Here is a 14835-nt window from a genome sequence, read left to right on the forward strand (position 1 = left end):
CACCCCACCACGAAAGGAGGTGACCCATGTCTCTCACCAGCTCCATGAAGAAGGCGTCCGACTCCCTGCGCAATCTCAAGACGCAGGCGTCCGGTGCCGCGACCTCGGTCAAGAAGGTCGGGGACGCCGGCAACTCGGCGTCCGGTCAGCTCAGGAACCTGAAGAGCAACGCCCAGGGCTCCAGCACCCAGCTCAAGAGCCTGAAGACCGCCTCGGACCAGGCCGAGAGGTCCATGGCGAAGGCCGGTCAGACCGGCCAGTCCGCCGGCGGCAAGCTCGGAAAGTTCGAGTCCGGCGCCGGCAAGGCCGCCAAGGGCCAGGACAAGCTCAACAAGTCCATGAAGGGCAACTTCCTCGCCCGTCTGCTCGAACTCTTCATGCCGCTCATCGAGAAGATCGTCGAGATGGCGATGCGCTCGAAGACCATGCAGACGGTCATGAAGAAGGCGTTCAGCGCCATCAAGACCGTGATCAGCTCGGTCATGAAGGCCATCGGCCCGATCATGAAGAAGGCCGGCGACCTGATCAAGACGGTCTGGAACGGCATCAAGAAGGCCATCACCACGGTCGTCAAGGCCGTCGCCACCGTCATCAAGACCTACGTGAAGATCTGGAAGACGGTCATCACCACGGTCATGAACGCGATCAAGACGGTCGTCAGGACCGCCTGGAACGGCATCAAGGCCGTGATCACCCCGGTGGTCAACTGGATCAAGACGACGATCCCGAACGCCTTCAGGGCCGTCAAGGACAAGATGTCGAGCATCTGGAACGGCCTCAAGGACATCGCGTCCCGGGCGTTCAACGGCATCAAGAGCGGGGTGTCCGGCCCGATCAACGCCGTGATCGGCCTGATCAACCGCATGATCGGGAGCCTGAACCGGGTCAAGGTCAGCGTCCCCGGCTGGGTGCCGATCGTCGGCGGCAAGACCTTCGGCGTCAACATCCCGACCATCCCCATGCTCGCCACCGGCGGTGTCGTCATGCCCCGCCACGGCGGTGTCCCGGCGATCCTCGCCGAGGCCGGCGAGGCCGAGGCCGTCCTCCCGCTCTCCAAGCTGGACCGGCTGCTCGCCGTCACGGCACGGCGCGCCCGCATGGCGCAGAGCCTGCAGAGCGGCGGCGGCGCCGGGGCCGGTCTGCACATCGAGCACTACCACGCGGCCCGCAACAGCGATCCGCAGAGCACCGCGGACGCCCTCATGTACCTGGCGAAGGCACGCGGATGAGCGCCGTCGCAGCCATGCCGAACCCGTTCCAGGGTGTCGCTCCGGTGATGACCTCCCTGCGGCGGGGTCTCGGACAGGCGGGCGACTCACTGCGGGGAATCAAGCAGGGCGCCCAGCGGGCCGCCGGCGGCATGGACCGGTTCGCCGCCGGTCTCCGCTCCGCCGGCACGTCCGTACGCACCATCGGCGGCAACGCCTCCGGCGCGTCGACGTCCCTCGGCCGGCTGCGCCGGTCCCAGGGCCCCGCCGGCGTCCGGCGGTTCGGCACCGCCGCGGGCAGGACGCGGACCGCCGCCGGCAGGCTCGGCGCCGGCGTCGGCGCCCTGCTCGCGATCCTGGGACCCCTGCTGCCCGTCACCGACGTCATCACCAGGCTGATGGACACCTTCGGCACCGTCATGACCGTCGCCTCGATCGCGATGACCGCCGTCAACGTCGCCATGCGGGCCAACCCGCTCGGCTTCCTCGTCGGCATCGTCGTGCCCGTCGCCGCGTATCTCATCGAACTCGCGGTGAACTCCGAGACCGGACAGCGGATCATCAAGCAGGTCTTCCAGCAGGCCCTCAAGGGCTTCCAGTCGGTCTGGAAGTTCCTCCAGCCGATCATGAAGCTCCTCGGCAAGGCCGTCGGGACCTACTTCAAGGCGTACCTGACCCTGTTCACCACCGCCCTGAAGGTCATCGGCTCCGGCATCGGCGGGATCTCCAAGGTCGGCTCTTCCGTCTCCTCCGCCTCCAACGCCCTGCGCGGCATCGCCTCCGGCGCCATGGGCGGGATCAAGAACGCCGTCGCACCGGTCCTGTCCTTCGTCACCGACAAGATCCCCGGGTTCTTCCGTACCGCCAAAGACGCCGTCGGCGGCGCCCTGCGCGGGATCGGCGACCTGGTCAAGGGCGCGCTCAGCGCCGTCGTCGGCGTCGTCAAGGGGCCCGTCAACGGCCTCATCGCCTTCGCCAACTGGATCATCGACGGGCTCGACAAGCTGAGCTTCAAAGTCCCCCTCACCGACAAGAAGTTCGGCGTCGACCTCGACAAGATCCCGATGCTCGCCGACGGCGGTGTCGTCTTCCCCGGCGGCGCGGACGCCTACCGCATCGATCCCCTCTCCGCGCTGGACAACCGTCGCGTCCCGGCCCTCACCGAGCCGCCCCGACCGCCGCACCGCATCCGGGACTTCCACGAGGAGCCCGGCGCCGGCCCCCGGTCGACCGCGGAGGACCTGCTCTTCCTCGCGGCGGCACGCGCCTGAGCCGTCCGCCCTTGGCCCCCTTCAGAAACGAGGTGACGGCCCCATGGCCGAGACCACGACCGCCTACGCCGGAAACAGCTACACCGCCGACCTCGCGCCCGGCTCACTCATCACCCAGGACGGGCAGATGCAGTGGGCCGGGCTTCTCATCGGCCCCGGCACCCCCTTCTCCGTCGACCGTTCCGGACTGACCGGCTGGGAGGACCTGCCCGAGTACGACTCCTCCGACGCCGACCGCCCCACCTCGCACGGCGCCTGGCCCGGCTCCCGCTACGCCAAGCCGCGCAAGATAGGCGGCACCATCGTGCTGATGCCGGAGTGGAACGGCGCCACCGAGGCCATCCGCGCCCTGCGGCAGTCGCTCGCCCTGCTCGACGAGGAGCGCTGGCTCACCGTCCGGCTGCACGGCGAACTGCTCGCCGTGCGCGCCCGGATCGCCCAGCGGGTGGTCCCCGCCGACCAGGGCTTCGCCACGCAGGGCAGCTCGAAGATGTCGATCCAGTGGCTCGCGGCCGACCCGCGTCGCTACGTCGTGAACGAGCAGGCCGCCGTCACGACCGCGCCGCAGCCCGAGTCCGGCCTCACCTGGCCGCTGGTCTGGCCGCTCAACTGGGGTCAGGCCAAGTCCACCGGCGACGCCGTGGCCGAGAACACCGGCTCCGCGCCGACCCACCCGGTGATCGTCTTCCGCGGACCCTGCTCCATGCCCACCGTCACCGAGCGCGTCAGCAAGCGCCGGCTGCGGTACGCGATCGACCTGGCCGCCGGCGACGAGCTCGTCGTCGACACCGCCGCCGGCACGGTCACCCTCAACAACACCGCGTCCCGCCGCCACACCGCGATGGCCGACTCCAGCCCCGAGGAGCTGTTCCTCCTCGAACCGGGCCGGACGGAGCTGGCCTTCCGGCCCGACAGCGCCACCCCGGACGCCCTGATGACGATCCGCTGGCGCAGCGCCGAGTGGTGACCCGGGGCCCCGGCCCGCGGTCCGCCGCCCCGCACGTCCCCCGAAAGCCCCTCCCGATCCCCAGAGGTGAACCATGACCGTACGGGCCGCCTGGCTCCAGCCCACGGGCCAGACCCGCGAGGACACCCGGATCGCCCTTTCCGTGCTGCTCACGCCCAACGGGCAGAGCCCGTCGGAGACTCCGCTGCGCTCCCGCCCCGGCATCGTCCCCGGCGGCCTCGTGCTGACCGGGACCTCCCCCATGCAGTGTTCGATCGGCACCGGCCGGGCCGTCGTCCAGGGCGGCGACACCGCCCAGGGCGCGTACATGGTCGCGGTGACCGCACCCGAGACGCTGACCATCGCCGACGGCGACCCGCAGAACGCCCGGATCGACCTCGTCGAACTGGCCGTCCTCGACGACGCCTACGACCGCACCGGCGCCACCGAAGCGGTGATCCGGCTGGTCAAGGGCGCGCCCTCGGCCACCCCGGTCGCCCCCAACTCGGGCCCCGGAAGCGCCTTCCCGCTCTACACCGTCACCGTGCCGGCCGGCACGTCGGCCGGCACCGGCGGCATCGCCTGGAACACCGCCGTCACCACCCTGCACTACCCGATGACGGCGCTCGGCGGGATCATGCCGACCAGCGGATTCAAGGGCGCCTACGTCGGCCAGTACCGCGACGTCGCCGGCCTGCTCCAGCGCTGGGACGGCACGACCTGGGTCTCCTACCCGAAGCCGATCGGCGGCATCGCCCCGCACGGCACCATGACGACCGGCGCCTACACCGGCCAGTACCGCGACAACGCCGGCATCCTCCAGCGCTGGGACGGCACGGCCTGGCAGTACGCCGAGGGCAGGGCGACGATCCTCTTCAGCGCCTCCCAGACCGCCATGCAGAGCATCCCGGCCAACGACTGGACGACCGTCACCCTCCAGGGCGTCGACATCGACGACTCCGGGGGCTGGAGCGGCGGCAACACCTACACCGTGCCGCGCACGGGCTGGTGGCGGGTCTCCGGGCACGTCTGCTGGTCGGGCGACTCCGCCAGCAACATGCGCGGCGCCCGCATCCTCTCCGGTGGTGTCGGCATCCCCCGGATGACCTGGCTCACCCCCGCGGGCGGCGGCGCCGTCGTCGTCGGCGGCCAGGGCCTGATCAAGCTCACGGCGGGCAGCACCCTGCAGCTGGCCGCCTTCCAGAACCACACGGCGGCGGTCCGCACCCTCGGCGGCTCCGGCTACTACAGCAACCTCTCCGCCCAGTGGATCCGGTCCTGACCCCGCCCCCGCAGCACCTTCCCGATTGGAGAACCCCATGAACCTGCGCAGCAGCTGGGTCGCCGAGACCGGCCAGACCCGCGAGGACACCCGTCTCACCCAGATCGGTGCGACCAACGCGCTCAACCCCGTCCAGGTCCGCTCCGGCATCCTGCCGGGGTCCTACGACGGCAAGTACCGGCTGTCCGGCTTCTGGATGACCGGCTCCTCCGCCATGTCGGCGGTCGTCTCCGAGGGCCGGGCGATCGTCCAGGGCGAGATCTCCCAGGGCGCCTACCCGGTGACCCTGCCGGCCTCGGAGGTCGTCACCTTCTCCCCCGGCAACGCCCAGTACGGCCGGGTCGACCTGGTCGTCCTGCGGATCTACGACAAGCTCTACGAGGGCAGCACCCGCAACGAGGCCGTCGTCGAGATCATCGAGGGCGTACCGGAGCAGACCCCGAAGGCCCTGCCCGCCCCGGCGCGCAGCCTCCCGCTGTACGAGGTCACCGTGCCGGCCGGCGCCAGCGCGGGCAACGGTGGCATCCCGTGGGCCACCTCGCTCAAGGACCTGCGCACCGCCGTGGTCTCCGCGGGCGGCATCCTGCCCGTTGAGGGCCCCGTCGCCCCGGGCGCCTACCCGGGGCAGTACCAGGACACCGGCAGCGCGATCCAGCGCTGGGACGGCGGCGCCTGGATCTCCTACCCCTCGGCGATCGGCGGCATCGTCCCGAACTCCGCCTCCTCCACCCCGGCCAGCTACACCGGCCAGTACCGGGACGGCACGGGCGGGCAGCTCCAGCGCTGGAACGGCGCGGCGTGGGCGGCCGCCTACCCGGGTCCGTACTTCAACGACTCCCTGGACGGGGGCTACACCACGTCGACGACGTACGTGAACACGCTGATCGACCGGGCCGACAACCCGCTGAGCGTGACCTTCACGGCGCCGCCGTCGCGGGCCGCGATCCTCACCTTCGGGTCCCGGATGGAACTCTCCCTGGCCACCGGCACCACGGGCATCGCCAGCTCCGCCTACATGGGCGTGCGCGTCACCCAGGGCGCCACGGTCGTACGGGAGCCGGACGACGAACTGGCCGCGGTGGCCTCCAAGTCGGCCGATCCCACGGACGCCTACTCGGTCGCGACGACGCAGCGCCTGCACAGCCTGACGGCCGGCGCCACGTACACCGTCACCGCGTACTACCGGAGCACGAACACCAACGTGCGGGCCTGGTTCGACAACACCTTCCTCCAGATCACCCCGCAGTACTGAGCCGCGCGCCGTCCGGCAGCCGCCCGACCGCCCCGTCCCACAGGAGATCCCCATGCCCGTACGCTCCGGCTGGCTGATGCCCACCGGCCAGACCCGTCAGAACACCCGCATCACCTCGATCGGCGCCACCACCCCCGCCAACCCGCTCGGCGTCCGCTCCGGCGTCCTGCCCGGCACGTACGACGGCAAGTTCCGCGTCGGCGGACTGTGGATGAGCGGCACCGCCCCGATGACGGCCACCGTCTACCACGGCAGGGCCGTCATCCAGGGCGGCACCACCGACGGCGCGTACCCGGTCGCCCTCGACGAGGACATCACCCTCACCTTCGGCGACGGCGACCCGCTCAACCCGCGCATCGACCTGGTCGTCGTCCGCGTCTACGACAGCGACGTCGACGTCAACGCCCTCGGCAGGTACGAGGCCGTCGTCGAGATCGTCAAGGGCACCGCGGCGGCCAACCCGGTGGCCCCGAACGCCCCCGCCCGCTCGCTCGTCCTCTTCTCGGTCAAGGTCAAGGCCGGGGCGTCCGCCGGCACGGGCGGCATCGACTGGGCGAACGCCGTCACCGACCTGCGCACCACGATCGTCTCCGCCGGCGGCATCCTGCCCGTCTACAACAACGCGGGCATCGCCGGCTCCTACCCCGGCCAGTACCAGGACAACGACAACGCCCACTTCCTGCAGCGCTGGGACGGCACCGCCTGGGTCGCCTACCCGAAGGAGATCGGCGGCATCGCCCCCACGGGCACCGTGTCCGCCGGCAGCTACGCCGGCCAGTACCGCGACAACGCCGGCACGCTCCAGCGCTGGAACGGCACCTCGTGGGTGAACCACCAGCCGCCGGTCGAGGTCGAGACCACCACCAGCGGCGCGACCGCGCTCGCCAACTGGGGCATGGTCTCGTTCGCCGGCCGCAGGACCAAGGGCGGGCTGTGCAGCATCACGGTCACCGTCACCCGTACCGGAGCCCAGGTCAACGCCGACAGCGCCGGCAACATCGCCGACGAACCGCTGTGCACCCTCCCCGCCGGCTGGCGGCCGGGCATGGACTTCGAGGCGTCGGCCTGCGACGGCTACGGCGACGGCGGCGCCAACATCTACACCAACGGACAGGTCAACCTGCGCACCTGGTCCTCCAACGGCGCCCTGGCCGCCGGGCGGAACATCCGCGTCTCCGCGACCTACGTCCTGTAAGGGAGCCCGCGATGGCCATCGACACGCCCTACCGGGCGATCTTCTGCGACCTCATCACCGACCAGACCCTCGACATCCTGCCGCTGCGGGACGTCCAGTTCGACGACTACATAGGCAAGGCCGGCTCCCTGTCCGGCACCATCCCCATCCCGAACCGGGCCATCGCCGACCGGGTACGGCAGATCCAGGAGGGCCGTACCGCGGTCTACCTGGAACGCGGCGGCGACCTGTGGTGGGGCGGCATCGTCTGGACCAGCACCCTGCAGTCCACCGACCGCGGCGTGCTGACCCTCTCCGTCCAGGCGGCGACGTTCGACTCGTACGCGGCACGCCGCCGCATCCGTACGGAGATCAAGTACACCGAGCCGACCGACCAGCTGGCCATCGCGCGCCGGCTGTGGACGGAGCTCCAGGCCGGGGCCCGCTGCTTCAAGGTCACCGTCGGGGAGGAGACCTCCGACGTCCGGCGGACGGTCACCTGGCGCCTCGGCGACGAGACCGTGTACCTGGAGGCGCTCGACCAGCTCGCCGCGATGGAGGACGGCTTCGAGCACCAGATCCTGGTCTACCGCGACCCGGTCACCGGCGAACGGATCCGGCAGCTCCGCCTCGGCGCCCCCAAGATCCGCAACGGCGCCACCGACCTGCTCTTCGACCGGCCCGGCGTGATCCTCGCGTACTCCTTCCCGCGCGACGCGACCCGCGGCGGCACCACCGCCCTGGCCCGCGGCGCGTCCACCAACTCCAACGCGGCGGCCGAGTCCCGGCCGCTGTTCTCCACCGAGCAGGTCGACTCGGCCCTGCTCGCCGACGGCTGGCCGCTGATCGACCTGTCCTCGGACCACAACGAGATCAGCGACCAGCTCACCCTGGACTCGCTGGCCGCCGCCGAACTCGCCCAGGCACGGGGCGCCGTCGTCATCCCCGAGATCAGCATCCACCTCGGCGGCATCGTCCCGCCGGCCCTGCTCGGGCGGGTCGCCCGCATCCGCATCACCGACGAATGGCACCCCACGGGCCTCGACGCGCGCTTCCGCATCATCGGCGTCAAGGTCCGGCCCCCGGAGCGGGGCCGCCCCGACACCGCCGAGCTCTATCTCGAGGAGGCCTGATGCCCCAGCTGCCCGAGGACATCATCGACCGGCTCAACCAGATGGAGCGCCGGATCAAGGCGCTGTCCACCGCGGTCAACACCCGCCCCGCCCTCAACGAGGTCGCCAACGGCCAGCTGACGGTGAAGCGGACCAACGCCGACGGCTCGACGGCCGCCGTCCTGCAGATGGGCGGCAGCTCGCCGACGGCCACCCGGCCCGTCATCCGGATCTTCGACGGCTACAACCACGAGATCTTCGCCGACGACATCCTGACCGGCGGCCTCGCCCGGCCCTGGCTCCAGCTGCTCCCCCCGGTGGACCTCAACTCGGCCCGCTGGCCGTCCACCAGCAGCACCACCTTCACCGCCGTCGCCCAGTCCTTCAACCCCGTCTGGCAGCCGAAGATGCGCCTGTCGATCTACACGAAGGCGTCCAGCGGCGCGACCGGCCAGGTGAAGGTGCTCGTCGACGGCCAGCAGTTCGGACCCACCGTCACGGCCGGCACCACCTTCGACTACACCGGCCTGCTGCCCGTCGACATGCCGACCAAGTTCGGCAAGGTCATGACCATCGAGGTCCACGCCCTGGCGAGCAGCGGCGGGACGGTCTACGCCCAGCCCGTCCTGATGTACGGCACCCAGACCTGATCCGCCCACCGAGGAGCACACCCATGAACATCGACCCCACCCAGCCGTGGGGCGTGGCCATCGACTACGCGGGCCGCGCCACCGTCACCGAGAACGGCCACGCACTCGACGTCCGCGTCTACGACAACACCCTCGGCGGCTCCCTGGAACGCGACCCGATGACCGGCGAGTACCCGTCGGTGTACGTCAGCGCCCAGGTCACCGAGTCCGACGGCCCGGACACCACGCTGCGCGGCGCCGGACTGGTCGTGGTCAACGCCCAGGGCGGCGCGCCGGTGGTGCCCGACCCGACCGCCGTCCAGCGGGCCGTGACGGCCGCCCTCGACGACTTCGAGCGCCGGCGCGCCGCCTGCGCCGCCCTCTGCGCCGCCTGGGACCCGGCCCCGCCCGCCCCGCCGACGCCGCCCGTCACACCCGTCCCGTAACCGGGGCACCACCCCACCTGTTCGCCCGCCCGAGTGCGGGCCTTTTTCATGCCCGCTTCCTGGCATCCCCGCCCTTCCCGCCGGAGGAACCCACCATGGCCACTCCCCTCTCCGCCGACCGGCTCCTCGCCGCGCTGCGCGCCGAGGGCGTCAAGGTCGTCGAGCACGACGGCTGGCGCACCCACAACCGCAATCAGGCCGGCCCCTGGGGCCCCGTGAGCGGCGTGATGATCCACCACACCGTCTCCAGCGGCACCGCCTCGTCCGTCGAGCTCTGCTACCACGGCTACGACGGCCTGCCGGGCCCGCTGTGCCACGGCGTCATCGCCAAGGACGGCTCCGTCCACCTCGTCGGCAACGGCCGCGCCAACCACGCCGGCGGCGGCGACCCCTCCGTCCTGCAGGCCGTGGTCACCGAGACCTACGGCGACCGGCCGCCCACCCCGCGCGCGCACCAGGGCAGCGCCGGCGCCGTCGACGGCAACACCCGCTTCTACGGCTTCGAGTGCGTCAACCTCGGCGACGGCAACGACCCGTGGCCGGCGGCCCAGCTCGACGCCGTCGAACGGGTCTCCGCGGCCCTCTGCCGGGCCCACGGCTGGGGCGCCAAGTCGGTCATCGGGCACCTGGAGTGGTCCGACTGGAAGAGCGACCCGCGCGGCTTCGGCATGCCGGGCATGCGGGACCGCGTCCAGAAGCGGCTGGGGTCCGCACCGTCCAGGACCCCCTCCGGCGCCACCTCCCCGGCCCGCCCGAGCACCCCGCGCTACCAGCCCTTCCCCGGCACCTCGTTCTTCAGGAAGAACCCGAGCTCGCCGATCGTCACCGCGATGGGCCGCCGGCTGATGGCCGAGGGCTGCTCCGCCTACACCGTCGGTCCCTCCCCCCGCTGGGGCGAGGCCGACCGGCGCAGCTACGCCAAGTGGCAGCGCAAGCTCGGCTTCCACGGCTCCGACGCCGACGGCTGGCCGGGCCCCGCCTCCTGGAACGCGTTGAAGGTCCCCTACTGCGGGTGAGTCCCGCCCTACCCGAGGAGTTCCACCGATGTCCGATGCCGCCAAGCGCACGGCCCGCACCGTCCTCCAGTCCGCCGTCGGCATCGCCGTCGTCCTGCCCGCGATCGTCGACGCCTCCGGCATCCCCGAGACCCTCCCCTGGGTCGCCGGGGCCCTGGCCGTCGCCGGTGCCCTGACCCGCGTCATGGCCCTGCCGACGGTCCAGACCCTGCTGCCGTCCTGGCTCCGCAGCGCTGCGGGAGGCGCCGATGACCGAGTCTGAGCCGAACGACCCCGTCGCCGTGGCCGTGGAGCTGGAACGGCTCCGCGGCACGCTGGAGGCAGGCTTCGCCCGGGTCGACGGCGCGCTGGCGCTGCTCGTCCAGCGCAGCGACCAGACCGACAAGCAGCTCGCCGACATGGAGACCCGTCTCGACGCCCTGGAACGCGCCCGCTGGCCTCTGACCAGCATCGCCGCGCTCACGGCGAGCGCGGGCCTGATGATCGCGATCTGGGAACTCGCCGGCCGCTGACCCTCCTGGGCCCGCGGCCCGGGAACGCCGAAGGGCGGCCACCCCACGGGGTGACCGCCCTTCGCACGTCGTACTCGCTTACTGGTTGTACGGACCGTAGTCGTAGTCCTCCAGCGGAACGGCCTGGCCGGAGCCGGTGCCGAACGGCGAGTAGTCGATGTCGTCGTAGCCGACGGCCGAGTACATCGCGGCCTTGGCCTCCTCGGTCGGCTCGACCCGGATGTTGCGGTAGCGGGACAGACCCGTACCGGCCGGGATGAGCTTACCGATGATGACGTTCTCCTTGAGGCCGATCAGGGAGTCCGACTTGGCGTTGATCGCCGCGTCGGTCAGAACCCGGGTCGTCTCCTGGAAGGACGCCGCCGACAGCCACGACTCGGTGGCGAGCGAGGCCTTGGTGATACCCATCAGCTGCGGACGGCCGGAGGCGGGGTGACCGCCCTCGGTGACCACACGACGGTTCTCGGTCTCGAACTTCGAGCGCTCGACGAGCTCGCCCGGCAGCAGCTCCGCGTCGCCGGACTCGATGATCGTCACGCGGCGCAGCATCTGCCGGATGATGATCTCGATGTGCTTGTCGTGGATCGACACGCCCTGCGAGTTGTAGACCTTCTGGACTTCGCCGACCAGGTGGACCTGGACCGCGCGCTGACCGAGGATCCGCAGCACGTCGTGCGGGTTGGTGGCACCCACGGTGAGCTTCTGGCCCACCTCGACGTGGTCGCCCTCGCCCACGAGCAGACGGGCACGCTTCGAGATCGGGAACGCCGTCTCGTCGCTGCCGTCGTCCGGGGTGACGACGATCTTCTTGGTCTTCTCGGTCTCCTCGATACGGACGCGGCCGGCCGCCTCCGAGATCGGGGCGACACCCTTGGGCTGACGCGCCTCGAAGAGCTCGACGACACGCGGCAGACCCTGGGTGATGTCGTCACCGGCCACACCACCGGTGTGGAAGGTACGCATCGTCAGCTGGGTACCGGGCTCACCGATGGACTGGGCGGCGATGATGCCGACCGCCTCACCGATGTCGACCAGCTTGCCGGTGGCCAGGGAGCGGCCGTAGCAGAAGGCACAGGTGCCGACCGCCGACTCACAGGTCAGGACCGAGCGGGTCTTGACCTCCTCCACGCCCGCGCCGACGAGCGCGTCGATGAGCACGTCACCCAGGTCGACGTTGGCCGGCGCGATGACCTTGCCGTCCACGACGACGTCCTCGGCGAGCATCCGCGCGTACACGGAGGTCTCGACGTCGTCCGTCTTGCGCAGGACGCCGTCGGCACCCCGCTCGGCGATCTTCAGCTTCAGACCGCGCTCGGTGCCGCAGTCCTCCTCGCGGATGATCACGTCCTGCGAGACGTCCACCAGACGACGGGTCAGGTAACCCGAGTCGGCGGTACGCAGGGCGGTGTCGGCGAGACCCTTACGGGCACCGTGCGTGGAGATGAAGTACTCGAGGACGGTGAGGCCCTCGCGGAAGGACGCCTTGATGGGACGCGGGATCGTCTCGTTCTTGGCGTTCGACACCAGACCACGCATACCCGCGATCTGACGCATCTGCATCATGTTTCCTCGGGCACCCGAGTCGACCATCATGAAGATGGGGTTCGTCTTCGGGAAGTTCGCGTTCATCGCCTCGGCGACCTCGTTGGTCGCCTTGGTCCAGATCGCGATGAGCTCCTGAGTGCGCTCTTCCTTGGTGATCAGACCGCGCTCGTACTGCTTCTGGACCTTCTCGTCCTGCGCCTCGTAGCCCGCGACGATGGCCTTCTTGGCCTCGGGCACGACGACGTCGGAGATGGCCACGGTGACACCGGAACGGGTCGCCCAGTAGAAGCCCGACGCCTTCAGGTTGTCGAGCGTCGCCGCCACGATGACCTTGGGGTAGCGCTCGGCCAGGTCGTTGACGATCTCGGAGAGCTGCTTCTTGCCCACCGAGTAGTCGACGAACGGGTAGTCCTCGGGCAGCAGCTCGTTGAAGAGCGCGCGACCCAGCGAGGTGCGCAGGCGGAAGGAGTCGCCCGTCTGCCACTCCGGCTCGCCCTCCTCGGCGACCGGGGGAACCCAGCCGCGCGGCGGAACGCTGCCGATGGGGAAGCGGATGTCGACCTGCGCCTGGAGCGAGAGCTCGCGGGCGTCGAAGGCCATGATCGCCTCGGCGGTGGAGCCGAAGGAACGACCGGCGCCGACGACCTCGCGCTCGTCCTCGTCCGTGGTGAGGAAGAACAGACCCAGCACCATGTCCTGGGTCGGCATGGTGACGGGACGACCGTCGGCCGGCTTCAGGATGTTGTTCGAGGACAGCATCAGGATGCGGGCCTCGGCCTGCGCCTCCGCGGAGAGCGGCAGGTGCACGGCCATCTGGTCACCGTCGAAGTCCGCGTTGAACGCGGTGCAGACGAGCGGGTGGATCTGGATGGCCTTGCCCTCGACCAGCTGGGGCTCGAAGGCCTGGATGCCGAGGCGGTGCAGCGTGGGCGCACGGTTCAGCAGGACCGGGTGCTCGGCGATGACCTCTTCGAGGACGTCGTACACGACCGTGCGGCCGCGCTCGACCATCCGCTTGGCGCTCTTGATGTTCTGCGCGTGGTTCAGGTCGACCAGGCGCTTCATCACGAACGGCTTGAAGAGCTCCAGCGCCATGGCCTTGGGCAGACCGCACTGGTGCAGCTTCAGCTGCGGACCGACGACGATGACGGAACGCGCGGAGTAGTCCACACGCTTGCCGAGCAGGTTCTGACGGAATCGACCCTGCTTGCCCTTCAGCATGTCGCTGAGGGACTTCAGCGGACGGTTGCCGGGGCCCGTGACCGGGCGACCGCGACGGCCGTTGTCGAAGAGGGCGTCGACCGCCTCCTGGAGCATCCGCTTCTCGTTGTTCACGATGATCTCGGGGGCACCGAGGTCGAGCAGACGCTTCAGACGGTTGTTGCGGTTGATCACGCGGCGGTACAGGTCGTTCAGGTCGGAGGTCGCGAAGCGGCCACCGTCCAGCTGCACCATCGGACGCAGGTCCGGCGGGATCACCGGCACGCAGTCGAGAACCATGCCCTTGGGGCTGTTCGCGGTCTGCAGGAACGCGGAGACGACCTTGAGGCGCTTGAGCGCACGGGTCTTCTTCTGGCCCTTGCCGGTACGGATGATCTCGCGGAGGCGCTCGGCCTCCTCGTCCAGGTCGAAGGACTCCAGGCGCTTCTGCAGCGCCGCGGCACCCATCGAGCCGTCGAAGTACGTGCCGAAGCGGTCACGCAGCTCGCGGTAGAGGAGCTCGTCGCCCTCCAGGTCCTGGACCTTGAGGTTCTTGAAGCGGTTCCAGACCTCGTCGAGACGGTCGATCTCGCGCTGCGCACGGTCGCGCAGCTGCTTCATCTCACGCTCGGCACCCTCGCGCACCTTGCGGCGCACGTCGGCCTTGGCACCCTCGGCCTCGAGCTCGGCCAGGTCGGTCTCGAGCTTCTTGGCGCGGGCCTCCAGGTCGGAGTCGCGACGGTTCTCGATCTGCTGACGCTCGACGGAGACGTGGGCCTCCAGCGACGGCAGGTCACGCGTACGGCGCTCGTCGTCGACGAACGTGATCATGTACGCCGCGAAGTAGATGACCTTCTCGAGGTCCTTCGGGGCGAGGTCGAGCAGGTAGCCCAGGCGCGACGGGACACCCTTGAAGTACCAGATGTGGGTGACGGGAGCGGCCAGTTCGATGTGGCCCATCCGCTCACGGCGCACCTTGGCGCGGGTGACCTCGACGCCACACCGCTCACAGATGATGCCCTTGAAGCGGACACGCTTGTACTTGCCGCAGTAGCACTCCCAGTCCCGGGTCGGACCGAAGATCTTCTCGCAGAAGAGTCCGTCCTTCTCGGGCTTCAGGGTGCGGTAGTTGATGGTCTCCGGCTTCTTGACCTCGCCGTGGGACCACTGACGGATGTCGTCCGCGGTGGCAAGGCCAATCCGCAGCTCGTCGAAGAAGTTGACGTCGAGCACTATGCGTCA

General features: G+C 70.3%; 13 protein-coding genes. 12 read left to right on the forward strand and 1 reads right to left on the reverse strand.

Annotated elements, in window-relative coordinates; translation table 11 throughout:
• The first annotated feature begins 26 nt into the window (after window positions 1–26).
• The 12 genes from ACE1OA_RS14455 to ACE1OA_RS14510 all read left to right on the forward strand — a co-directional run bounded on the left by ACE1OA_RS14455 (window position 27) and on the right by ACE1OA_RS14510 (window position 10848).
• Window positions 27–1229 carry a phage tail protein gene (locus ACE1OA_RS14455; protein WP_356599669.1) on the forward strand — a complete coding sequence of 401 codons (1203 nt, stop codon included), beginning with the start codon at window positions 27–29 and terminating at the stop codon, window positions 1227–1229.
• On the forward strand, window positions 1226–2479 hold the full coding sequence (locus ACE1OA_RS14460; RefSeq protein WP_432752870.1) for a tape-measure protein: 1254 nt from the start codon (window positions 1226–1228) through the stop codon (window positions 2477–2479). Before ACE1OA_RS14455 ends, ACE1OA_RS14460 begins: the two co-directional genes overlap by 4 nt.
• Before the next feature lie 43 nt (window positions 2480–2522).
• Entirely contained in the window at window positions 2523–3446 is a 924-nt protein-coding gene (locus tag ACE1OA_RS14465) for a phage distal tail protein (protein ID WP_356599673.1), read from the forward strand.
• A 73-nt stretch (window positions 3447–3519) separates the two neighbouring features.
• Complete coding sequence (locus ACE1OA_RS14470) at window positions 3520–4707, forward strand: hypothetical protein (RefSeq protein WP_356599675.1); 1188 nt, start codon at window positions 3520–3522, stop codon at window positions 4705–4707.
• 37 nt (window positions 4708–4744) lie between these two features.
• Complete coding sequence (locus ACE1OA_RS14475) at window positions 4745–5959, forward strand: hypothetical protein (RefSeq protein ID WP_356599677.1); 1215 nt, start codon at window positions 4745–4747, stop codon at window positions 5957–5959.
• Between the two features lie 52 nt (window positions 5960–6011).
• Window positions 6012–7154: a hypothetical protein gene (locus ACE1OA_RS14480; protein ID WP_384869581.1), complete on the forward strand. Its 1143-nt coding sequence runs from the start codon at window positions 6012–6014 to the stop codon at window positions 7152–7154.
• An 11-nt stretch (window positions 7155–7165) separates the two neighbouring features.
• On the forward strand, window positions 7166–8266 hold the full coding sequence (locus tag ACE1OA_RS14485) for a hypothetical protein (RefSeq protein ID WP_356599681.1): 1101 nt from the start codon (window positions 7166–7168) through the stop codon (window positions 8264–8266).
• Window positions 8266–8895 carry a hypothetical protein gene (locus ACE1OA_RS14490; RefSeq protein WP_356776089.1) on the forward strand — a complete coding sequence of 210 codons (630 nt, stop codon included), beginning with the start codon at window positions 8266–8268 and terminating at the stop codon, window positions 8893–8895. The genes ACE1OA_RS14485 and ACE1OA_RS14490 overlap by 1 nt, the downstream gene beginning before the upstream one ends.
• A gap of 23 nt (window positions 8896–8918) precedes the next feature.
• On the forward strand, window positions 8919–9320 hold the full coding sequence (locus ACE1OA_RS14495) for an ATP-binding protein (protein WP_356599685.1): 402 nt from the start codon (window positions 8919–8921) through the stop codon (window positions 9318–9320).
• A 95-nt stretch (window positions 9321–9415) separates the two neighbouring features.
• Window positions 9416–10336, forward strand: coding sequence for a peptidoglycan-binding protein (locus tag ACE1OA_RS14500; protein ID WP_356599687.1), 921 nt, complete (start codon window positions 9416–9418; stop codon window positions 10334–10336).
• Between the two features lie 28 nt (window positions 10337–10364).
• Window positions 10365–10598, forward strand: a complete 234-nt coding sequence (locus ACE1OA_RS14505) for a hypothetical protein (protein ID WP_356776095.1) — start codon at window positions 10365–10367, stop codon at window positions 10596–10598.
• Window positions 10585–10848: a hypothetical protein gene (locus tag ACE1OA_RS14510; RefSeq protein WP_356599691.1), complete on the forward strand. Its 264-nt coding sequence runs from the start codon at window positions 10585–10587 to the stop codon at window positions 10846–10848. Before ACE1OA_RS14505 ends, ACE1OA_RS14510 begins: the two co-directional genes overlap by 14 nt.
• Before the next feature lie 78 nt (window positions 10849–10926).
• On the opposite strand, the gene ACE1OA_RS14515 is transcribed toward ACE1OA_RS14510, so the two are convergent.
• Window positions 10927–14826: a DNA-directed RNA polymerase subunit beta' gene (locus ACE1OA_RS14515; RefSeq protein ID WP_147980741.1), complete on the reverse strand. Its 3900-nt coding sequence runs from the start codon at window positions 14824–14826 to the stop codon at window positions 10927–10929.
• Window positions 14827–14835: the final 9 nt, after the last annotated feature.

Origin of the sequence: Streptomyces sp. JL2001, from assembly GCF_050917515.1 — a bacterium.
Classification (GTDB): Bacteria; Actinomycetota; Actinomycetes; order Streptomycetales; family Streptomycetaceae; genus Streptomyces.

What these genes read in the sequence shown, in the direction of transcription:
- ACE1OA_RS14455 (WP_356599669.1), top strand. Translation starts at nt 27, where the DNA reads ATGTCTCTCACCAGCTCCATGAAGAAGGCGTCCGACTCCCTGCGCAAT.
- ACE1OA_RS14460 (WP_432752870.1), top strand. Translation starts at nt 1,226, where the DNA reads ATGAGCGCCGTCGCAGCCATGCCGAACCCGTTCCAGGGTGTCGCTCCG.
- ACE1OA_RS14465 (WP_356599673.1), top strand. Translation starts at nt 2,523, where the DNA reads ATGGCCGAGACCACGACCGCCTACGCCGGAAACAGCTACACCGCCGAC.
- ACE1OA_RS14470 (WP_356599675.1), top strand. Translation starts at nt 3,520, where the DNA reads ATGACCGTACGGGCCGCCTGGCTCCAGCCCACGGGCCAGACCCGCGAG.
- ACE1OA_RS14475 (WP_356599677.1), top strand. Translation starts at nt 4,745, where the DNA reads ATGAACCTGCGCAGCAGCTGGGTCGCCGAGACCGGCCAGACCCGCGAG.
- ACE1OA_RS14480 (WP_384869581.1), top strand. Translation starts at nt 6,012, where the DNA reads ATGCCCGTACGCTCCGGCTGGCTGATGCCCACCGGCCAGACCCGTCAG.
- ACE1OA_RS14485 (WP_356599681.1), top strand. Translation starts at nt 7,166, where the DNA reads ATGGCCATCGACACGCCCTACCGGGCGATCTTCTGCGACCTCATCACC.
- ACE1OA_RS14490 (WP_356776089.1), top strand. Translation starts at nt 8,266, where the DNA reads ATGCCCCAGCTGCCCGAGGACATCATCGACCGGCTCAACCAGATGGAG.
- ACE1OA_RS14495 (WP_356599685.1), top strand. Translation starts at nt 8,919, where the DNA reads ATGAACATCGACCCCACCCAGCCGTGGGGCGTGGCCATCGACTACGCG.
- ACE1OA_RS14500 (WP_356599687.1), top strand. Translation starts at nt 9,416, where the DNA reads ATGGCCACTCCCCTCTCCGCCGACCGGCTCCTCGCCGCGCTGCGCGCC.
- ACE1OA_RS14505 (WP_356776095.1), top strand. Translation starts at nt 10,365, where the DNA reads ATGTCCGATGCCGCCAAGCGCACGGCCCGCACCGTCCTCCAGTCCGCC.
- ACE1OA_RS14510 (WP_356599691.1), top strand. Translation starts at nt 10,585, where the DNA reads ATGACCGAGTCTGAGCCGAACGACCCCGTCGCCGTGGCCGTGGAGCTG.